22 protein-coding genes are annotated in these 21,453 nt (G+C 40.8%); 4 read left to right on the plus strand and 18 right to left on the minus strand.

Annotated elements, in window-relative coordinates:
* Positions 1–10: 10 nt before the first annotated feature.
* The 3 genes from PSI06_RS07605 to PSI06_RS07615 all read right to left on the minus strand — a co-directional run bounded on the left by PSI06_RS07605 (position 11) and on the right by PSI06_RS07615 (position 3,162).
* Complete coding sequence (locus tag PSI06_RS07605; RefSeq protein WP_029772994.1) at positions 11–1,006, minus strand: patatin-like phospholipase family protein; 996 nt, start codon at positions 1,004–1,006, stop codon at positions 11–13.
* A 282-nt stretch (positions 1,007–1,288) separates the two neighbouring features.
* The gene (locus PSI06_RS07610) at positions 1,289–2,278 is read right to left on the minus strand and encodes an LLM class flavin-dependent oxidoreductase (RefSeq protein ID WP_273603504.1); all 990 of its coding nucleotides are present in this window, start codon (positions 2,276–2,278) and stop codon (positions 1,289–1,291) included.
* Positions 2,279–2,418: 140 nt separating this feature from the next.
* Positions 2,419–3,162 carry a siderophore-interacting protein gene (locus PSI06_RS07615; protein ID WP_273603505.1) on the minus strand — a complete coding sequence of 248 codons (744 nt, stop codon included), beginning with the start codon at positions 3,160–3,162 and terminating at the stop codon, positions 2,419–2,421.
* 123 nt (positions 3,163–3,285) lie between these two features.
* Here PSI06_RS07615 and PSI06_RS07620 point away from each other — a divergent pair, with 123 nt between their 5' ends.
* From PSI06_RS07620 to PSI06_RS07630, 3 genes are all read left to right on the plus strand, one after another.
* On the plus strand, positions 3,286–3,705 hold the full coding sequence (locus tag PSI06_RS07620; RefSeq protein ID WP_004586326.1) for a MarR family winged helix-turn-helix transcriptional regulator: 420 nt from the start codon (positions 3,286–3,288) through the stop codon (positions 3,703–3,705).
* 81 nt (positions 3,706–3,786) lie between these two features.
* Positions 3,787–4,200, plus strand: coding sequence for a S24 family peptidase (locus PSI06_RS07625; RefSeq protein WP_004586327.1), 414 nt, complete (start codon positions 3,787–3,789; stop codon positions 4,198–4,200).
* A complete protein-coding gene (locus tag PSI06_RS07630) occupies positions 4,188–5,447 on the plus strand; it encodes a Y-family DNA polymerase (RefSeq protein WP_121638558.1) in 1,260 nt (419 codons plus the stop codon). Before PSI06_RS07625 ends, PSI06_RS07630 begins: the two co-directional genes overlap by 13 nt.
* Before the next feature lies 1 nt (position 5,448).
* On the opposite strand, the gene PSI06_RS07635 is transcribed toward PSI06_RS07630, so the two are convergent.
* The 5 genes from PSI06_RS07635 to PSI06_RS07655 all read right to left on the minus strand — a co-directional run bounded on the left by PSI06_RS07635 (position 5,449) and on the right by PSI06_RS07655 (position 7,347).
* The gene (locus PSI06_RS07635) at positions 5,449–5,904 is read right to left on the minus strand and encodes a hypothetical protein (protein WP_055254190.1); all 456 of its coding nucleotides are present in this window, start codon (positions 5,902–5,904) and stop codon (positions 5,449–5,451) included.
* Positions 5,905–6,083: 179 nt separating this feature from the next.
* Positions 6,084–6,599 (minus strand): DUF4240 domain-containing protein, encoded by a 516-nt coding sequence (locus PSI06_RS07640; RefSeq protein ID WP_004586331.1) that lies wholly within the window; start codon positions 6,597–6,599, stop codon positions 6,084–6,086.
* Positions 6,599–6,790 (minus strand): YwbE family protein, encoded by a 192-nt coding sequence (locus PSI06_RS07645; RefSeq protein ID WP_004586332.1) that lies wholly within the window; start codon positions 6,788–6,790, stop codon positions 6,599–6,601. Before PSI06_RS07645 ends, PSI06_RS07640 begins: the two co-directional genes overlap by 1 nt.
* A 59-nt stretch (positions 6,791–6,849) precedes the next feature.
* A complete protein-coding gene (locus PSI06_RS07650; RefSeq protein ID WP_121638555.1) occupies positions 6,850–7,131 on the minus strand; it encodes a hypothetical protein in 282 nt (93 codons plus the stop codon).
* Between the two features lie 3 nt (positions 7,132–7,134).
* Positions 7,135–7,347, minus strand: a complete 213-nt coding sequence (locus PSI06_RS07655; protein WP_004586334.1) for a hypothetical protein — start codon at positions 7,345–7,347, stop codon at positions 7,135–7,137.
* A gap of 89 nt (positions 7,348–7,436) precedes the next feature.
* On the opposite strand from PSI06_RS07655, the gene PSI06_RS07660 reads away from it, so the two are divergent.
* Positions 7,437–8,264, plus strand: a complete 828-nt coding sequence (locus PSI06_RS07660; RefSeq protein ID WP_004586335.1) for an ion transporter — start codon at positions 7,437–7,439, stop codon at positions 8,262–8,264.
* A 61-nt stretch (positions 8,265–8,325) separates the two neighbouring features.
* Here the strand turns inward: PSI06_RS07660 and PSI06_RS07665 are convergent, their stop codons facing one another.
* The 10 genes from PSI06_RS07665 to PSI06_RS07710 form a co-directional block, all read right to left on the minus strand.
* Positions 8,326–9,441 carry a DUF748 domain-containing protein gene (locus PSI06_RS07665; protein WP_121638539.1) on the minus strand — a complete coding sequence of 372 codons (1,116 nt, stop codon included), beginning with the start codon at positions 9,439–9,441 and terminating at the stop codon, positions 8,326–8,328.
* A 462-nt stretch (positions 9,442–9,903) separates the two neighbouring features.
* Positions 9,904–11,043 carry an aspartate-semialdehyde dehydrogenase gene (asd, locus tag PSI06_RS07670; protein WP_039972138.1) on the minus strand — a complete coding sequence of 380 codons (1,140 nt, stop codon included), beginning with the start codon at positions 11,041–11,043 and terminating at the stop codon, positions 9,904–9,906.
* A gap of 367 nt (positions 11,044–11,410) precedes the next feature.
* Positions 11,411–14,128 (minus strand): TonB-dependent receptor plug domain-containing protein, encoded by a 2,718-nt coding sequence (locus tag PSI06_RS07675; RefSeq protein ID WP_273603506.1) that lies wholly within the window; start codon positions 14,126–14,128, stop codon positions 11,411–11,413.
* 95 nt (positions 14,129–14,223) lie between these two features.
* Positions 14,224–15,825: a hypothetical protein gene (locus PSI06_RS07680; RefSeq protein ID WP_273603507.1), complete on the minus strand. Its 1,602-nt coding sequence runs from the start codon at positions 15,823–15,825 to the stop codon at positions 14,224–14,226.
* A 300-nt stretch (positions 15,826–16,125) separates the two neighbouring features.
* Positions 16,126–17,454 carry a tetratricopeptide repeat protein gene (locus PSI06_RS07685; RefSeq protein ID WP_273603508.1) on the minus strand — a complete coding sequence of 443 codons (1,329 nt, stop codon included), beginning with the start codon at positions 17,452–17,454 and terminating at the stop codon, positions 16,126–16,128.
* Between the two features lie 33 nt (positions 17,455–17,487).
* The gene (locus PSI06_RS07690; RefSeq protein ID WP_029772986.1) at positions 17,488–18,093 is read right to left on the minus strand and encodes an energy transducer TonB; all 606 of its coding nucleotides are present in this window, start codon (positions 18,091–18,093) and stop codon (positions 17,488–17,490) included.
* A gap of 12 nt (positions 18,094–18,105) precedes the next feature.
* A complete protein-coding gene (locus PSI06_RS07695) occupies positions 18,106–18,519 on the minus strand; it encodes an ExbD/TolR family protein (protein ID WP_004586342.1) in 414 nt (137 codons plus the stop codon).
* Positions 18,520–18,570: 51 nt separating this feature from the next.
* A complete protein-coding gene (locus PSI06_RS07700) occupies positions 18,571–19,098 on the minus strand; it encodes a MotA/TolQ/ExbB proton channel family protein (protein WP_029772985.1) in 528 nt (175 codons plus the stop codon).
* A gap of 3 nt (positions 19,099–19,101) precedes the next feature.
* Positions 19,102–20,469 (minus strand): MotA/TolQ/ExbB proton channel family protein, encoded by a 1,368-nt coding sequence (locus tag PSI06_RS07705; protein ID WP_024031703.1) that lies wholly within the window; start codon positions 20,467–20,469, stop codon positions 19,102–19,104.
* Positions 20,470–20,479: 10 nt separating this feature from the next.
* Positions 20,480–21,232, minus strand: a complete 753-nt coding sequence (locus PSI06_RS07710; RefSeq protein ID WP_004586345.1) for a DUF3450 domain-containing protein — start codon at positions 21,230–21,232, stop codon at positions 20,480–20,482.
* Between the last annotated feature and the right edge of the window lie 221 nt (positions 21,233–21,453).

Below are 21,453 nucleotides of genomic sequence, written 5' to 3' on the forward strand. Positions count from 1 at the left end.
TAATACACAGCTACATAGCGTAGCTGTGTGCGTAATCTACTATACGTGCGTTTTGGCTTTTTAAATAAGCGCGGCCTGCTTTTACACCTAGCTTATGATCAAAGCGTAAATCATCATTCGAGCTACCTAATAATTTACTGTGTAGCTTTTCGTCTGCAAAAATTTGTATAATTTCTACATCACTAGGTGGGTTGGCAATAAACGTTAGCTCGTCTAGGTATGCTTGCTCGTGTTGAATCAAGTAATCAAGTGTTTTTGGGCAGTAGCCTGATGCACATGCAAATGTTCTAAGCTTTTGAACCCATGCAGTTTGCGCCTGAAAATGCTCATCAACGGTTCTAATTACCACGATTTTTCGTGCGCCACGGTTATAAGCTTCGCGTACAGGCAGTGGCGCAGCTAAGCCGCCATCTAAATAAAAATCTTCACTTGATTGCTCTGCAGCTAAATGCGCTTCGTTTGCCGCTTTTGTACCTAACCAAGGAGTAAGTTTAACGCCTTGTTTATACAAAAAAGGTAACGCGCTCGATGCTTTTAACAAATCTCGCCATTGCTTACCCTCGCCTGTAGGTGAAAGGTAATAAGCTTTTCTGTCGCGTGCATTGGTTGCCGTTATAAGCAGCTCTCGCTCACCTAGGCTGGTTTTTGCTGTTTTAAAATCAAGGGCTCTGTTTACTTCGGTGGTTTTTTCAAAGTACCAGTCTAAATCAACAATGTGCTTACCCATTAAACCACGCCCTAGTTGAAAAAAGCGTTTGTTACGCGAAAGCCCTCTAATTAAGCGTTTAGCGTAACCTTTTTGGCGCGCTAAATAGCTTGTTAAATTTTGCGAGCCGGCAGAGGTGCCAATAAATAAATCAAAGGGGTCGTAGTTTTGCTCTAACCATGCATCTAATACACCGGCTGTGAATATCCCTCGTTGTCCGCCACCTTCAGCTATCAGAGCAACTTTTGGCTGCGCTGTATGAGTAACTGAATTAGCCGATGCGGTTGTTAGAGCGTTCACGGTGTACCTTCCTTTAATTTAATGATGTTTGGTTAATAACTACATTATAAAAAATAAAAGTGATGTCTTAAAATTGATTGTTTAAATCAGTTTGATTGAAAAAACAGAACGACAAATAATGCAAAATGGGCCTTATCCTTGGCAACCTAAGTATGTTTAATTATCGAAAGCGTTTGTTCAGACATCACTTAAAGTTAATAAGTTTGTATTCACTTTTAATGATGTCTACATAGTAGCAAGGCTTGTGTGTACGCTTGCTTAACTAAACACTTCCTTTTTTAATTAATGCTTTATTTCCATTAAAATTTCTAGAGCTCGGTGGCGTTTTTCGCTGTCGTAAACATCGTTGGTAAATATAAACTCATCCACTTCTAGCTCTTTCGCTATCATTTCTAATTTATGTTTTATACTCACATGCCCGCCAACAACGCTTAAGCTTAAAAAGTTTTCTACGTGGGCGCGCTCTTGCTCACTCCATAAACCTTCCATACTCTCTACCGGTGGCTTTAGCCACAGCTCTTTGCCGCGTATTAATTCAAGCACCCGTTGTTTTGAGGTGGTAGAGAGGTATTGCGCTTCTTCATCGGTTTCTGCTGCTACCAGCGGTAAGGCAAGCATTACATAGGGTTTATCGAGTACATTTGAGGCTTTAAATTCTCGCTTATATAGTGCGATGGCATCGTGTACAAAACGCGGTGCAAAGTGCCCTGCAAATACATAAGGCAACCCTTTTTGCGCGGCCAATTGGGCGCTAAACAAACTTGAGCCTAATAACCAAAGCGGTACGTTTGTGTCCTCCCCGGGGATAGCACGTATAGGGTGTGTGCCATTGTATGGGCCTAATAATGTTTGCAGCTCTGTTACCTCGACCGGGAAGTTTTCTGCGCGGCTCATATCATTATTTAGTGCACGGCTGGTTACTGGGTCACTACCTGGAGCGCGGCCAAGGCCTAAATCTATTCGTCCAGGGTATAAACTCTCTAACGTACCAAATTGCTCAGCCACAACTAAGGGTGAATGATTAGGCAGCATTATTCCGCCAGAGCCAACCCGTATACGCTGAGTTTTACCTGCAATGTGACCTACTAATATTGAGGTGGCAGCACAAATTATACCAGGCATATTATGGTGCTCGGCTAGCCAAAAGCGATTAAACCCTAATTGGTCGGCACGCTGGGCGTATTTAGTGGTTTTATTGAGCGTATGAGAAACGCTGTCCCCTTTTATCATGGGGGCAAGCTCTAATAACGAAAAGGGAATGGAAGATAACAAAATAGCAGCTCCTTAAAATGCATGCTAACAATGGGCTTCATCATCAGCATAAAACACTTAAATGGGTCTGCTATTTATTCAATTCAAGTTAGGTAACGGATAAAAGCAAAATAGCGTTAGGCTGTTTTGCTCTAAGGTATTCATGCAAGCTCAGGGCTTTGCTGGCGCTCTTTTTTATAACCCTCTGAGTCTACGCCTTTTTTCCAATAACCAGAGGAAACTATATTACTGCGCGGTATATTACAATCCTGGGTAAGTAAGGTTTTTGCTTTGCGCACTAGCCCTGCCTCTAATGCCATAAATACAATAGGTGGCTCGTTTGTGTGTGGCAAATTGTTAAGCGCGCTGAGCATATCGGTATCTGGGGTATCTGTAATTAACCAATTAACATCGCGCTGCGTTTGTAAATCAATAATGTCTTGCTCTGTAGGGGCATGCACAAACGCGTCAATTTTTGCGCTGGCGGGTAACTGCTGCATGTACCCTTTTATTGCATTAACTGAGGTTAAATCGCCTAGCAATACATAATGCGGATGCTGGTAATTATCAAGCTTTTTAGGGCCTGGGCCCGCTATGCCAACCTCGTCACCTACTTTTGCAGTTATAGCCCATTGCGTAGCCGGACCTTGGTGCATGTTTATTACAAAGTCGAGCGTTAACGCGCCCGTTGCATCATCAACGTCTCTTATTGTGTAAGAGCGCATGCACGCGGTTTTTAAATTAAAATCAACTTTGCCATTTTGGGGAATAAGCACTTTTACATAGCTGCCAATATGCGCTTGCGTTAAATCCGAAAACTCATCTGAGCCTACAACAATGCGCTGTAAATGCGGTGTTATTTGTTCAGTACTTAGTATCGTAGCTTTGCGAACTTGTTTACCCATTTAAAATCACCTCGTTTAACAAAATAGTTAACTGCTTTTTAAAGCAAGCATTGCACAACGCCCCATTGGTTGATAAAATCAACTATAACAAACTAATTGATATTGTCAACCATTAGAGAGCTTATGAACACGCTTTTATCAAATACCCTATTTGAGCTGATGCAAAATTACCGCGTAACAATACGCGAGGCTATTAACGCAGGCGACCTTGGTATTAATGCTATGCACGTGCGTTGTATACACATTATTGCCAGTACATCTAACTGTACCGCTAACGACATTGTGACTAAAACACAGCGCGACAAAGCCCAAATTGCCCGCTTAATTAAAGATCTTATTGCGTTAAACCTTATTAATAAGCAAGCAAGTGAGCACGACAAACGCTGCTTTATTTTGTCGCTCACCGAACAAGGCAACACACTTTTTGATAAGTTATTAGCCTCTGAGCAGCAAATAAATGATCAAATGTGTAAAAACTTAAACCCGCAGCAAATCAAAGACTTTTTAGATACCGCGCAACAAATGATCAAAAACATGGCGTGATCTGTCTTTCATTTCTTGGCATAACTTACACAAAACGCATATACTGTACACTTATACAGTATATGCGTTTTAGGTTGTGTTATGTTTGTTATTCCCGTTTATATAGAAGCCGGTGTGTGTGGGTTTGAATCGCCCGCGGCGCAATACGCCGAGCTCGGTGTTTCTCTTGATGAGCTATTAATAAAGCACCCCGACGCCACCTTTATTGGTATTGCCTCGGGTAATTCCATGCAAGAGGTGGGGATTTTTGAAGGCGACTTACTGCTTGTAGACCGTGCTGAGCAAGCCGATAACGGCGATGTTATTGTTGCTAACTTAAATGGCTTATTTGTGTGTAAGCTATTAGATAAAACCAATGCGCGGTTACTCTCGGCATCGCCTTTACATAAGCCGGTACAACTAACCTCAGCTGATGAGTTTCAGTTAGAGGGAGTGGTTACACTATCAATTAGAATGCACCGCCCAAGCCCTGAGCTATTAAAATGTACGCCTTAGTCGATGCCGTTGCATTTTATGCCAGTGCCGAAAAAGTGTTCGACCCCGCTATTCGCTCTAAACCTGTGGTGGTTTTAACTAATAACGATGGCTGCGTATGTGCAGTATGCCCGATAGCTCGGCGCTTAAACATTCCTAAATTTGGCCCTTATTTTAAAGTTAAGCACCTGCTTGAGCAACACAAGGTGGTTGTACGTTCGAGTAACTATGAGTTGTACGCCGATTTAAGCGCCAAAATGATGAACGTAATTGGCCGCTTTTGCGACACACAATACATATACAGTATTGATGAGTCGTTTTTGCACTTTAATGGCTACACACCCCTTATACAAAACTGGCACGAGTACGGGCATACAATAAGGCGCACCGTTTGGCGCGAAACTAAACTGCCTGTGGGTGTTGGTTTTGGCCCAACCCCTACTTTGGCAAAAGCCGCTAACCATGCAGCTAAAAAGCTAAGCGGGTTTGATGGGGTGGCCGTTATACATAACGAGCAAAGCCGCCAAGCAATTTTACAAAGAATGAGCTGCGCCGATGTATGGGGCATAGGTAAGCGCCTAGCTAAAAAGCTTAATATAATGAACATACATACCGCGTGGGATCTGGCACAGCAAAACCCTAAAACCATGCGCCGCGCGTTTAGTGTGGTGGTAGAGCGTACCGTAAGTGAGCTAAATGGTATTGCGTGCTTAACATGGGACGATGTACGCCAAGATAAGCGAGAAATATATTCTACTCGCAGCTTTGGTGAGCGGATAAGTGAGCCAACTGCACTTAAAACCGCCCTTATTAACCACGTAACCACGGTTGCCAGCAAACTACGAGGGCAGCGCTCATTAGCAAAACAGCTTTATATATTTGCCGCCACTGGCAAACACGAAGACCGCTATTGTAAAAAGTCGTTTATATATAAATTTGCCACCCCCACTAACGATACCTGCGTAATGGCCAATGCTGTATCAGAAGTATTTACTCATATTTACCAGCCAGGTGTACGGTTTTATAAATGTGGTGTAGGCGCTTTAGAGCTTACCTCGGTGCAGTATCAGCAAACTGATTTATTTAGCCAAAGTGCCGATAACCCTAAATTAATGCAGTGTCTTGATACAATAAACAACCGCTACGGAAAAGGCATACTCACCCTAGCCAGCAGCAAACTAAATCAAGGCTGGCATATGAACAGAGATTACTTATCGCCCCAATACACAACGCGCTGGCACGATATACCGCAAATTCATTGTAAGTAAGTTAATCAACCTGCCTTGTAAATGTGCACTCTACTGCGGGGGTATTCTGCGTATATTTGAGCGTTGTAACACTGGTAAACTTAATGCTTTGTCTGATGGTTTTTTCGTTATTAGGGTCAATACAGCGGCTCATTTTTAAGCTGTTATCAACACCATCACTTTTGTATTTATACGAGCTAGTTACAAAACAAAAATTTGGCTTTTTAGTTGTACGGGTCCCGTTGTGTAAACTTTCAAACGCAATATGCTCGCCTAATTTAAAACCCGCGTCTGGGTAAACTGGGTTAATTAAACTCAACTGACTATCCACACACAGTGGGGAGTTAGCAGTTACCACCTGGTAATCGCCAAGCATTGTTTTTAATAACGGTATAAAACGGCTTTTATTACTCGGCGCAGCCAATGCAGATGAACTAATAAAGGTTGTCGAAATTAAAAAACAAAGTAAGGTTTTCATTAAGTGGGCGTATCCTCGTAATAAGTAACGTGTGCGCTAATTTTTATAACTATAACAGAGATTTAATCTAAAAAAGGACGCAGCACTTAGCATTATGTAATGCAGTGTTGTAGTTATGTTTTACGAGTAATAAAACAAAGTGGTTTATTTACTAAATAAATAAACCACTAAGAGTGACTTTACTGCCAGTATTTTGCAAATAATTGCGGATAGCTTTGTTTTAAAAACTTGGGTTTGTCTTTAAAGCGTTTACCTGCCGGTTGCTCGCCTGAGGGTACAAAAGGTAATTCGTCGTCGTTGCGCTCTTCAAATAATAAACCGGCTATTAAGTCGTATTCATCAATATAAGGGTAAGGTTGCTCATTTAAATAATACACAGGGGAGCACTGTGCAAGTGAGTCGGCATTGCTTAATGCGTTATTAAATACCGTCTCCCCGCGGGAGATGAGCCAGCACCTAAATTCGCTAAAACCGTATTCGTCGTTACAGCCAGCCATAACAAATGCAGCACCAAATAAATCCCAGGTAAAACATTTGCGCATGTGAATACCAAAAAATTTATCAAAAGCAATGAGCTGCTCGTCGGTTAACTCGCTCAATTTAGCTTTTAAGTTGTCGCTTACGCTTTGTGGGTCGAGCCCTAACTCAGGCGTGGTCACTAAATCCCAAAATTCCTGCTCTGTTAACGCTGTCATTATAAAATCTCTTTTACTCGGCCGACTTGACCATCTTCTAGGCGTACTTTAATACCATGCGGGTGATTAGGTGATTTAGTTAATAAACGCTCAACTACACCTTGAGTTAATGTGCCGCTGCGTTGATCTTCTTTTAATACAATATTTACGGTTGTACCTGGTGTGATTTGCGAACGCGATGGAACAGCCATGCTTTACATCCCAAAAATAATTTTGGTAATTATAACGTCCATAGCTAGGCAAACCAATGTTAATCAACTAAAAACGTTATTTGCTTAGCCGCTACCGGTAAGTTTATTTTGCTAAGCTCGGCGTTAATAATATCGACTAACTGAGAAAAATGCGCTTCGGTGTCGTTATAGGCTATATCATCTTCAAAATAGCAGCTTATTTTTAGTGACTTTGCTTCATTTTTTAAATCAATGGTGTGAGTTAAATAAGCAAAACCATAATGAGTCGCTTTTATTTGCTCACAGGCGTTGGTGAGGGCTTGGCGTATTTGTTTATCGCGCAATTTTTGTGTTTTAGTCATAAATTATTGTGTTTGTTCACTTTGCTGTTTTTTATACTCTTCAAAATTTTTATCTTGATTTTCAAGGCACTCGTAATATTCTTTATCAGCTTTATAATTACATTCATCAAGACGTGCTGATTGAATTTCGTGAAAGCGAGCGTCGGAGCTACACCCTGCAAGTACCGAAAATCCCACAAACAGCAATGCGCTTTTAGTTATTTGACTGATTAACATTAGAATTCCTTACACTTTCGTTATCGAAAGCAACAATATTATTGTATATTAGCGTCATAAAAACCTGACTTTGCATAGGACCCATAATTATGATGTCGCAGTTACAAAAGCTGTTTCAGCGTATAGACAAAAGCAAGATATTTCAATCATTTGTTATAGCTGTCATTGTTGTTTCTGCCCTCACCGTAGGTGCTCATACATATTCTCTTCACCCCACCGTAGAATTTATTCTAAATTGGATGGATGTAGGGATCACAGCTTTCTTTTTAATCGAGCTCATTATTCGCTTTATTGCAAGTAAAGGAATAAAAGACTTCTTTTCAAAGGGCTGGAATATATTCGATACCATTATTGTACTTGGCAGCTTATACCCAGCTGCAGGCTCAACTATGTTACTTGCCCGATTGCTGCGTATATTTAGGGTACTGCGTTTAGTATCTATGATCCCAGAGCTGCGCTTGCTTGTAAATTCATTGCTTAAAGCCATTCCGCAAATGGGCTATATAGCACTGCTTATGTTTGTTATTTTTTATATTTACGCAGCCATGGGCAGTATGATGTTTGCCGATATTAACCCGGTGCTTTGGCAAGATGTATCCATTTCAATGTTAACGCTATTTAGGATAGCCACCTTTGAAGATTGGACCGACATTATGTACGAAACCATGGCGGTGTACGAGCTGAGCTGGATTTACTACCTCACGTTTATCTTTTTAACTGCGTTTGTGTTTTTAAACATGATGGTAGGTGCCATTTTAGAAGTAATGAGCGAGGAGCATCGAAATGCCCGTGAGCTAAAAGCGGATAATAACTCACTTCCTGCAACGCAAGGACAAGTGGTTGAACTACAAGCGCAAATAGCTGAGCTAAAAACGTTATTAAGTAAAACCTCAGATATTACCAACTCCAATAAATAGCTGATCTATTTTACTTGCTAAAACTTAAAAAGCCCTTTGAATTAATTCAAAGGGCTTTTAGTTACTCACCTTGTTGTTCTTGCGTGCTTTCAAACGAAATTACATTATCAACCTTCATTTTAAATGCTTCAAAAAACGCATTTTTTAATACCGAAACCACGGCTTCGAAAGTAGATACATCAGCGTTATCTAACTGCCCGTCTATGGGCACCCGAGCAGCTACCAGCTTTGACTCGTCGTTTTCTAATAACGAGCTGAGTAAATCAATACTGCCTTCAAAAATAGCGGTAAATAGACCGTCATCATCTTTTTCTATATCTTCGCGCCACGAAAAAACACTTAAATCGTGCACACCCGCTTTTACATATCCATTTAAGTTATTATTGTTAGCGGCCAATTCCATTGCGCCATCTATTCCGCCGGCTTCAATGTCAAATGGGGTATACACTTTAAAAACAGTTTCGAGATTTTTAACCGAAAAACGCTGCACTTCAACATTAAAATCAAAATTAGCTTCATCACTAAAAGGATCCAATTTACCATTTAAAGACAGCTTAGCTTCGCCCATTAGCTGCCCTTCTACTTTTAAACTCGTAACTAAAGTTTTAGAGAGGTTTTGTGCATTGGTAATATTGTTAATGTTAGCGTTTATATTTGATACGTAAGTAGGCTGCTCTCCTTCGCTGGTGGCGTTAACTAAGGTTACTTTACCATTGTCTATACGTAGCGTATCAATTGAAAAAGGCACGAGATCATTAGCAAGGCCTACCCACGTGGTTTCATCTTTCACCTGTTGATTTTGTTCAGCGGTAGTTGGGTCTTTATCGTAAATAACAATTTCTGGGCGGGTAAAAGCCATGTTGGTGACAAAATTACCGTTTAATAAAGCAGACCACGCAAGCGAAAAATCAAGTGTATCAATAGACAGTAACGGCTTAGGCACCTGCGTGGCATCTACCGCGTAAATTTCTACCTCATCAACAGCGTAAGCGCCTCGGTATAAGTACAAATCAACATCACCCACATGCCCTGTTATGCCTTGGGTTTGTTCAAGCTGCTGATTTACATAATATTGAACCGCATAAGGGGCTAAAGCTCTGAGTAAAATTAACCCCAAGGCTGTAACCACTAAAGCATAAAACCATTTTTTGCGAGTATTTTTAAAAGTAGAAGCCATTATCTATCCTTATGTGAAGGCTTAGCATCTCGGCATAAGTAAAAAATACCTGCATAAGTGAATTAAGTACCCACAAAGCAGCTAAAACCGAGCGAATAAAGCTGTAATAGACTATTACAAGCAAAAGCTATACCAAAAAAAGCAATGAGCCGAGTTAAGCAAGCTTAGTGAGCCTTTCATATACTCATTAATTTTATAACTGCTCCAACAGAGCATATGGGATGGCAATATTAATATTTATTACGTTTTTCCTAGGTATTAATGAAGCACAAACTTATACGCTTTATATACAGTGCATTTATATACAGCGCGTTACAGCACCATTGAGCAAGCGTTGTAAATAGCAAAAACGAAAGCAAAACACGAAGGAAAAAATAAAGTAGCGTATGCAGTGCCGCTTAACTAAAAAAGGGGTTAGCAATACGCTAACCCCTTTTTAATATACACTTTTAAATGCAGAAATTATTCACCGTCTACAATGATGCGAAGCATACGACGAAGAGGCTCTGCTGCGCCCCATAACAGCTGATCGCCCACGGTAAATGCGCTAATGTATTTAGGGCCCATGGCTAATTTACGAATACGACCAACAGGAATACTTAACGTACCTGTTACTTTAACTGGGGTTAAGTCAGTCGCGCTAATTTCGCGCTCATTTGGGATAACTTTAACCCACTCGTTATGGGAAGCTAAAATTTCTTCAATTTTTTCTACGCTAATGTCTTCACGTAATTTAATGGTCATTGCTTGGCTATGACAACGCATTGCACCAATACGTACACATAAACCATCAATTGGCACAGGCTGTTTAGAAGAGCCTAAAATTTTGTTCGCTTCAACCTGAGCTTTCCACTCTTCTTTAGACTGGCCACTTGGCATTGGTACGTCAATCCAAGGAATTAAGCTACCGGCTAGCGGCACGCCAAATTGGTCTTGTGGTAAATCGCTTGAAGCCATTTTTTCGCTCACTATTTTATCAATTTCTAAAATAGCTGAACTTGGGTTATCTAGTTGCTCGGCAACACTTGAATGAATAGCGCCCATTTGTGCAATAAGTTCTTTCATATTACGAGCGCCGGCACCAGAGGCCGCTTGGTAAGTCATTGGGCTTACCCACTCTATTAAGTCTTGCTCAAACAAACCACCTAAAGCAAGTAGCATTAACGATACGGTACAGTTACCGCCTACAAAAGTTTTTACGCCTTGCTCTAAACCTTGTTCAATGACATCTTTATTTACAGGGTCAAGTACAATAATGCTGTCATCAACCATACGAAGTGCAGAAGCTGCATCAATCCAGTAACCATCCCAACCCGATTCGCGTAATTTAGGGTAAACCGCTTTGGTATAATCACCACCTTGACAGGTAACAATAATATCCATTTTAGCAAGTTCATTTACATCACTTGCATCTAATAACGGTTTTGCGTCGCCAGCAATATCAGGGCCGAGTTGCCCAGCTTGTGAGGTGGTGAAAAAGGTGGTGTCGATATGTGCAAAATCACTTTGCTGCTGCATACGTTCTAATAACACAGAGCCAACCATGCCACGCCAACCGACTAATCCTACTTTTTTCATTGTTTTTTCCACTGTTTGATTCATAAAAGATGCCTTAATACATTAAAAATTAAAATTCATTGCGTGAGAATTAATTTTTATTAAAACCAATCATATTAAGTTATTAATCATTTATAGCGGCAAATTAATAGCGAGATAACAAGCCATAAATTTTTATATGTATCTGTTCTGCATCAAAAATTTATAACGCCGTTCGCGCTTTATTGAGCACACTAGAATGACTAGTTATTTAAGTTGATTAGTATAAAGCTAACCTAACACCCCAAGCGCCCTAAAACTAGTGAATAAAGCGAAACTTAAATATTTTTCATAGTCATAAAAAAGCCCTGTATTAAATACAGGGCTAATCGGTAGTTAGGTTTTATTATATCCCCCTTCCTTGGGAAGAAAATTAAAACTCGTAGCTGTAACTTAAATCAAACGTTACACCTTGCTCTTTTGAGCGCACTATAATGTCTGATTGTGTTACCTCTTGATCTTCATCGAGTAAGTTTTTAACTTTAAACTTAATCTTAGAATTAAAATCAGGGTAATAAGTATAAACTAAATCAAGTGAGTGAAATGGCTGCTCATACGCGTCATCTCTATTAGCAACACCCGCTGCTAAAATTCGCTCACCAAATACGTTATAAACTAATGAACTGCTGTGCATGCCATCTAACGAATCGTAGTTTAATTGTAAATTAACTACATATTCAGAGTGGCCAGTCATACGTTTTTTAGGATTAGTTAATGTACCCGCCAGTGCTGGGTCAATAGACGCTTCAGAATCACTTAATGTGATATTACCACTAGTAAATAGGCCTTCACTTACAAATGTTAAGTCTTGTAGCCATTCAGCTTCAATACCATAAACTTCTGCTGTTTCACCATTTATAAACGATGCTGAGTAATCTTCATCGCCAATGTTTAAAACTGTTTCAATTGGCGCAGTAATATCTTTATAAAACGCCGCTACGCTAAATGAATTACCGGCTTGTCCGTAATATTCATAACGTAAGTCGTAGTTTTTAATTGGGCTACTCTTTATACCTGTGCGACCAAACGTTCTAATGTCGGTCAAAGGGTCGTAATACGTAACAGGCACTACTTCACGAAAATCAGGGCGTACTACTGTTTCACCATAACCTAAGCGCACTTGGTAATCATCGCCACCTACATAGGTAATAGACAGTGCCGGGTACCAATCATCGGTAATAACAGAGCCTGCTTGAATTTTATCTGGATCGTAAAAGGTATTTAAATCGTCTTCATCAAAAATAAGGCTCGATGTACCGATAGAAGATTGTTTAAATTCCTCATAACGAATACCACCGCTTATTCTTATCCATTGATCATAAAAAACATCGAAAGACGCATAACCTGCATCCACCTTTTGCGCAGCTATGTAATCATCGGCATCAGGGGCTGTTGGCTCATTAAAGTCAACTAACACAGCGTTATTATCAATAAAGTCGTCAGTTAAAAAACCACTATTATTAGGCGCATCAGTGCTACCGTCGTTTATTGAAATACCTGAGCCGCCACTGTTGTTTATAGCAAAGCTTGAGGTATTAAATATTCGAGCTCTGTCAGAAAAATCGTAACCAACTTTAAACTCAACTTCCATAGACTCAAAGCTAAGCGGCAGCGTTAAGTTACCACCGTACGATTTAACACGCTCTTCCATATTGGTGTATGACATAATTACACGGTTATCATCCCCTGTAATAGTTGAGCCGGCATAGCTGCCATCACTATTATAAGTGTCACGAAACTCAAAGTCGGCACTGGTAGGTATATCAGTCGTTGCTTTAGCTTCGGTGTACTGCCAATCGGCACCAATACCAAAATAATCTAAAAAGGTATGTTGGCCCATAACTTGAGTAATGTTTAATTGGCGTTCTTCGTAATTAAACTCATGATTACGGTTTGCAATCCCATCACCCGCAATACTAAACGTAGAACTACCCGCAGGGCTTTGCGAAATAGCAATTTCAGACTCATCTTCATTATCAATAATGTAAAGCTGTTGAGCAGAAATACTGTGCGTACCTAAACGGTATGACAAGCTCAATGAACCGTTATAACTTTCGGTTTCAGTGGTCACTTGCGAATTTTTGACTGTGTTGTAACACGAGTTACTCACATCTTCACTGGTCGCTAACGACGTTGTACAATCAACATTGCCTTCTTCGTTTTCTAAATCTTGGGTGATAACTGAGCTAAAACGTTCTTCAAAATCCCATTCGTTTTTGTAAGCACCTGCCAGTAAAAACCCAAACTTGCCGCCAAAATAGCTCTCTTCAAAGCTATCACCATAATGGGCTTTAATATTATAACGCGGGTCTAACGACTCTTCTTTTAACTCATAATCGCGAGGAAGCGACTTTAAAAGTGCGTTATTAACAGCGGTTGCTTGTTCTGCACGGGTTAAATCGCCATCTTCAAAGCCTTCACTACTAACAATATTGCCAATACTAAAATCACCACGGTATGTTGAAATAGCCTGTGATAACTCACTTGGAATGCCATTTTCGTTACGATTGTAGGTAAAGCCATCACTTGATGCCGTATCGTAACCTGCCCCCACTTCAATGCCTGCTGTAAATTCACTCGGTGCGGTTTTAGTTCTAATATCTATATTACCGCCACCAAACGCTGCTGGCATGTCTGGAGAGTAAGCTTTTTGAACAGCCATACTTTCAATAATACTTGCAGGGAAAATATCCAGCGGAATAACGTTACGGGTTAAATCTGGGCTTGGGATGTAAGCGCCATTTAAACGCGCACTAGAGTAACGCTCACCAAGGCCCCTAACGTAAATAAACTTACCATCAACAAGCGTTAGGCCTGTTACTCGACGAAGCGCAGATGCTGCATCGCTGTCGCCCGTGCGTGATAATTGTTCAGAGCCTAAAATATCGGCAACAAAGGCTTGGTTTTTACGTTCTTCTACAACTGCCGCAGCGCTCCCTTGTAAACGCGTACCTACAGCAACAACTTCTTCTATTTCTTGTTCGTTTGTTAACTGTTCATCGGCTTGTGCAGCAATTAAGCTAGTCGAATGAGCGACTAAACCTAAACCAATTGCCCAGGTAATTTGATTGAGTCTATGCTTTTTAGACATGAGATAATCCTAATCAGGTTATACAAAAGAGGCGCCTGACGCTTAAATAACAAGCCACAAGGCGCCTTTAATCAGAGGTTATAATGGTGTGCTATTTAGTCAGCATTTGCTGCTGTAACAGCCGCTTCAACCCATTTATACCAGCTAGAGTCTGTATCCTGATCCGATACCGCACCAATGTAGTTTACGCTTTCAAAAAATGAATCGCTTGTGCTTAAATCTGTTGCAGTAACCGTTACTTCTGCAGCTGCTGTGTTCGTTGCAAAACCGTTATCTGCAAGTACGGCAACATCATCAGTTAAGATTTGGTTAGCACCGTCATTTTCAAACCACGCTGTTTTTGTTTGACCTTCTAATGGGCCGCTTGCAAACGTATCTGTATCAGTAAAGTTTGCAGAACACGCCATTACAGAGCTTGTGAATGAGATTTTATCTGCTTGTGCTTCACCGTCGCCTGAGAACTCAATACATTGCGTGTTAGTTGCGTTTTGCTTAACGATAACAGTGTTGTAAATGCTTGAATTAAATTGGTCATCAAACTTGTAAGCTTGTGAAGGGTCGTCATCACGTACCGAGCTACCATCGGTAGTTACAACCGTTACATTGGCAACCGTTGGGTTAGATGGAGACACTTGCTCGGTAGAAGAACCTTTAACACCATCAGACTCAAAGCCATTGTTACCCATGTTAACTACAGTGCCGTCGTTTAGTGTCACAGTACCGTGTTGAATAAATAAGTACTGAGCTTTACCTTGCCAACCTGCGTCAAAGTCAAACGAATCATCTTGTGTATCAGTTACCGCTACGTGTTTAAGCGTTGTAGCACCACCAAAAATTTCAATACCGTCATCAAAACCTTGATGAATGTGTAGGTAATCAAACTCAGAACCAGAGCCAACTGCATTTAGTGTTAGTGAATTCAAATCATCGCCTTCACCACCAACGCGAGGGCCTGAACCTGCGTACCAAATTTTAGCCCATTTAATATTACCGCTAGAGTCTGCATTATCGTTACCACCAAAGTAACTTGTAATACCTTCAGAGGCTACGTTACACGTACCACCATCACGCTCTGCATCAGTACATTGGTCAGTAATGCCGTTACCATTAATGATGATACCGCCCCAATCTGCGTAGCGTGCACCTTCGCCAGCTGTATCAAAACGGTCAAACGCGTTTGCAGAAGTAAATACAACCGGCTTTTCTTCAGTACCTACCGCTTGAATTTTTGCACCACGTGCAATACGTACAATTGCTTCACCTGAGCCAAATGCTAAAACGGCACCTGGTTCAACAGTCATTGTTGGACCATTTGCTGGTACTTCAAAGCCATCTACAGTGCTGCCGTCTTCGCCAATTTGTAATGCATCTTCAAAAACGTGAACACCGCCATCAGGTAGCTCAGCGAAAGTAATGTTGCTTGTGATAGAAATTGTTTTGCTTGCAAACGAGTCGTTGTATAAACAATCAATGCCACTTACTACGCCTGTTACCGTACCTGCATCTGATTCGTAGCTTGCACAAACAGCTTCTTCTTCAGTTGTTGAACCAGTTGTATTGTTTGAATTATTAACACTGTTATCTGTTGACGAGCTGTTATCGTTTACAGTAGGTGTAATTTCGATATCGCCGCCACAGCCAGCTAGTGTCATTGCAGTTGCTACTAGGCTGACCTTAAATAAATCAGATAATTTCATTGTTCACTCCGTTAAAGTATTTAATTATTTTGTTAGTGCATTAAGTAAAAACTTAAGTCACTTTAAGGCACGATACTCATGCATTAAGGTGACCTGAGTTATCGGATGCAAATAAGATACTGTAGAGATATGACAAACCAGTTACAGTTTAGTAACCATAAGATGACAATAGTAATCAATTTAAATTCAACAACTTAAATATTTTAACAACGAAAAAAACCGCCCTAAGGCGGTTTTGGTGTTGCGATTATGAAATAGGTAAACGCTTCTTTATTTGTAAAATAGCGTTAGGGTATAAAGTTAAAGTAACGCGGCTTTAAGTGTTTGCGCATGCACTTTTTCACGCTTAACATATTTAATCCACTGCTTTGCTATACGTTGTGATTTATTATGCTTTTGGGCTTGTTCAAACGCTAAAATAGACGCATCAAAATTTTGCATATTGTACTGTGCCATACCTAGCGCAACGTAAGCGTTTGATTCAAAATCAAGACCGCCTTTATCAAGCGCCTTACGCGCAGCATCAGCCGCTTCTTCGTATTGCTCAGTGTTAACAAACACTTCTGCTAGGCGTTGATCGTACTTACCATGCTCTGATAGGTCAGCCGCTTTTGCAAAGTAGCTAATCGATTTTTCATCTTCTTTAGCTTGAATCATGGCCTCTGCAATAAAGGCATAGTTTTTCGCTGATTTTTCTACAATGCCTTTTTCTATCGCATCACTCATTGTTTTAGCTGCTTTGTATGCCAGGCCGTTATAAAGGTAAGTTTGCGATAATTGTCTTAAGTCAGACTTGGTTTTTAAAAAGCCTTGTTGATACGCCGCTTCGATTACTGCTAGTTGCTCTTTTTCTTTGCCGGTTTCTCCGTACATACCAGCTAGCTGAACCCAATACTCTGGTTTATTGTAAAGCTTAACCATGCGCTCAAGCACTGCCACTACTTTATCTGTTTGATTAAGTGAGTAATACATAGCGCGCTGTAGTACCAGCCAGTTTTCTTTAGGGATTTTGCCTTCGCTGTCGCTAAGAGCAATAACTTGATTAATGTACTCAAGCCCCTTTGGGTATTCTTTTAACTGGTAGTAAGTTTGCGCTCTAAGTAAGTAATACCCTTCTGTAATAGGTTTGGTATTTATTTCTTCCCACTTATCTAAAAACGCGATAACTTTTTTATACTCGCCGTTGGCCATTGCAAGCTGCGCTAAGCTAAACGTTGTACTTAAACGTAATGATTCAGGAATAGCCTCCTCGGCTACCACTTTTTCAAACGAGGCAATGGCTTTTGGTAAATCATTTTCGTTGTAATAAATAAAGCCATAAAAGTTATGCATCATCGCAATTTCGTACGAGTTCATACTTGAAGCTCGCTCTTGAATGCTATCAAGTGCTTCAAGGCCGCCTTTTACATCGCCATCGTCAGCGAGCTTTTGCGCACGAGCAAGCTGGCTATAAACCTTTTCGCGCAGTGCGGGTACACGCTTTGTTTTTTGTTCTTGCTCTGCATGGGCAGTTGCTACGTTTAGCCCCGGCACAAGGCTTAGCGTACTTGGCACAACAATACTTGCACTGATCGCGGCAGTGCAAAATAACGCCAGTTTTAAATTTTTAGCTGTAGGTAGTAATTTCATAATCGCCTCGCTATTTCATCCAATTAAGATAAGTTAACCATTAATTTGGAAAGATATTTTGTTTTGAACACCCGCAACTTCAACGGCTTCACCATTGACTACGCGCGGTTTATATTTAAATTTAAGTGCGGCATCCATCGCTGCTCTATCAAACAGTGACTCAGGGACCGCTTTTACTACTTGCGGGTCACGAACAGTACCTTGCTTAGTTACTGTAAATTCAACAATTACATAGCCTTCAATACCACGCGACAAAGCACGACGCGGATAAACTGGAGCTACTTTTACAATAGGTAGGTATTCACCATCACTTGTTTCAAGCGCTAAGCCACCCGCTAGGTCAACGTCGCTGCCTACATCCGCACCAAAATCAAAATTATTACTGGCCGCGTTTGCATCATTATTTTGCATTTGCGGCGACTCCATCGGTGGTGGTGGCTCTTTTGGTGTAGGTGGCTTTTGCGGTTTACGCTCTTTCTTTTGTACCGTTTCTTCTTTTTTCAAACGTACAAAGTCTAAAACGTTTCCTTTTACTGGCTCCGACATGGCACCTTCACCACCGGTGATCAGTGCTTGCATGCCTAAAAACAGCATAAAAGTCACTACACCCGCTACTATTAATGCTACTAAATATCGCAACATGGCTAACCCTTAAGACGCATCTTGTGCAGCAATTGAAACATCAAACGCACCTGCAGCACGCGACGCATCCATTACTTTTATTAACATATCAGTGGTGGCTTTTTTATCAGCTTGAATAACCACGCTCCCTTGTGGGTTTTCTGCTTTTAAGCGTTCGATATTGGCTTGCACTGCACGTACATCGATTTGACGTTTATTAATCCAAATCTCGCCTGTATCAGAAATAGCCACTAAAATATTAGCGCGTTCTTTTTTAACCGCTGTTGCGGCTTCTGGGCGGTTTACATCAATACCGGCTTCTTTAACAAACGAGGCGGTAACGATGAAGAAAATAAGCATGATAAATACAACGTCTAACATTGGGGTCATGTTAATTTCTTCAGCTTCGTCTTCTTGTAATAGGTTTCCTAACGGGGCTCTCATTTTTATTCTCCTAGGATGAGCGACTCTATAAGCCGCTTATCAAAATGTTACTTAATGGTCTAAAACCATGCTGTCTTCAAGTAGTTCAACTTCGCGCTTGGCTCTGCGCTGTAAAAACGTAGAGGCAAATACACCCGAAAGTGCACCAACCATACCTGCCATGGTTGGAATGGTTGCTTTAGAAACACCTGATGCCATAGAGCGCGCACTACCCGTACCGGTAATTGCCATTACATCAAATACTTCAATCATTCCCGTTACTGTGCCTAACAGGCCAAGTAGCGGACACAATGCAACCATTACATTTATCAGTGCTAAGTTGGTGTCTAAACGCATTGAAGCACGTGAAATCATCGCCTGGCGTATTTGCTCAGCATTCCAGCTATTGCGCTCTGCACGGTTTTTCCACTGCGCTTTTACGTTTTGCTTGTAACTACGAAAACCTTTGAAAAAATAAATAAATCGCTCGAGTATCAATAACCACATCGCGAAGATTAACACCCCGATGACCAAGAGGACTTGGCCACCAGTGTCGAGAAAATCACGGATAGCATTGATTGAGTCAATCAATAGCACCATGGTTTATGCTCCCTTCTCGCTTCGCTGTGCGATAATACCTGCGCTTTGCTCTTGAATAGTAAGCAAAATGTTTTTAGCGCGTGTATTAAGTAGGGTGTATAAAAATACCGTAGGAATTGCCACAACTAAGCCTAGCACCGTTGTTACCAATGCTTGCGAAATACCACCAGCCATTAGTTTAGGGTCGCCTGTACCAAATAATGTGATTGCTTGGAAGGTGTTGATCATACCGGTTACTGTACCTAGTAAACCTAGCAGCGGCGCCACCACCGAGATGATTTTAATAAGCGTTAAATTACGCGTTACTTTTGGCATTTCACGTAAAATAGCTTCGCTTAATTTAAGCTCTAATGTGTCGTGGGCAACATCAGGGAATTGATCTTTAACTTTCATTACGCGGCCAAGTGGGTTGTCATCGCGTGCTACATCATCTTTAAGTTGACGACGAATTTTACCGCCCATAATCAGTAATGAGAAAAAACGTTCAAGTGAGATAAGTAAAGCAATAACACCTACACCTAAAATAACGTAACCGACTGTACCACCTTGGTGTACGCGCTCTTCGGTATCTGGTGCTTGCACTAATAAACCTAAAATTGAGCCACCCGTTGGGTCAAGTGCAAACTGCACAATACCATTTTTTGCATTTTGTAACTCTTCTGCAGTTGCAGTAAAACGTGCTACAGGCTGGCGATTTAACTCGCTTAAGGTATTTGTTACTGGGTTAAATTCTAGGTATTTACCGTTAGAGATTAAGTTAAAAGCACCTACACGAACCACTTCTTGCTGTGCTTTTTCACCACCTTGTACAATTACATCGGTAGTAAAGCGGCTTACTTTACCTTGCTCTGTCATTTCGCGCTGTAGCTCAAACCATACTTTTTCAATATCTTCGATAGAGGCAAGCTTTGAAGTAGAGCCCATTTTTTGTGCTAGCTCATCCATAAATGTGCTACGACCCGCAATTTCAGCTGATACCACAGAGGTAGCAAACTTATTGCTAGAATCACCAGCAACTTGCTGAAGCACACCAAATAGCTCTTTTAAAGAACCCATTCGTTTAGACAGTGTATCTGTTAAGTTAGCGAGTTTAATTTCGTTTTCTTCAAACTGTGTTTCTAAGCGCTCAGACTCAGCAAGCATTTGATTACGTTTTGCTTGTGTGTTGTTAAGCATTTGCACTTGTTCGTTTTGGCGCGCCATAAATTCTTGTTCGCGTTGCTTGTTTTGCGCGCTTTGAGCCGATTTGCCTTCTTCAAGTGTTTTTAATAGTGAGTCTAAGTCCATAGGCTCAGCTGCCACACTTGCGCCTGCAAAGCTTAGGCTTGCAGCAAAAAGGGCCATTTTTGTCATTTGAGTAAACAGTTTCATCTTCAACCTCTTATTCTGCTGCGTGTACTGGCAGAGTTAACATATCTGGGGCAAGTTGCTTACGTGCGATACGTAAACCTTTGTTGATTTGGCTAATTGTTGAGTCTGGTAAAGTAACAAACGACTTTGTTTCTTCATCCCAGCTACCAGCTTGCTTACCATCACGTGTTAAATAAATAAGCTCTAAGCGGCCAATGCGTAAAAAGTCTACTTCACGCTCTTTACCGTCTACCGTTAGCAGTGAGGTGTAGGCTTCAATAGTGCGTCCGTAATCAACTTCTACTTGGTATGCTTCTAATACGCGGCGGAATTTTTCGCTTGAGTTAATATCTGCACGGTCCATCATGGCGTTTAGAGAGCTAATACGCTTAGTGCGCTCTTCTTGCAAAAATGGCACATCAAGTGCTACAAATTGCTCAAGCCCTTCAATCATGCGCAGCATTAGTGGTGTGATCTGACGCTCAATAATAGAGACCTGATCCATTGAAAGGTTAAGTGACTCCATTTCTTCAATTTGGTTATTTAACTGTTTAGTTAATTGCGCGTTATAAACAGTTAAACCATCAATTTCTTTATTAAGGGTTTTAAACTGTTGAAGACGTCCTTGCATTGAATCAGCAATCTTGTCTATTTTTGTTTGTGATTGCGCAGCTGATTTATTTATTTCACTGCTTTTATCGATAACCTTTTCTAAATCATTGGCATGTACTGCAGCACTTGCTGCTACAATACCAGCTAAGATCAATGGTTTAACGCCTTTCATCGCATACACCTTTACTCGTTAATTAGCGGATTTGCTAGTTTGTTGTTTTAGCCTAAACTGACTTGTTTTAGGCTAAAGATTTTCAATGAGTGAAATTGTATAGATGAATAATGACAGGCATGTTGCGCAAAAAAGTCTATTTTGTTACAGCTGTAACATTTGCGTCTTATATCGGAGTGTTTATATGCAAAGCGTGTATTAAAGCAGCAAATACACGCATT

Source organism: Pseudoalteromonas sp. GABNS16E (genome assembly GCF_028598715.1).
GTDB classification, from domain to species: domain Bacteria; phylum Pseudomonadota; class Gammaproteobacteria; order Enterobacterales; family Alteromonadaceae; genus Pseudoalteromonas; species Pseudoalteromonas atlantica.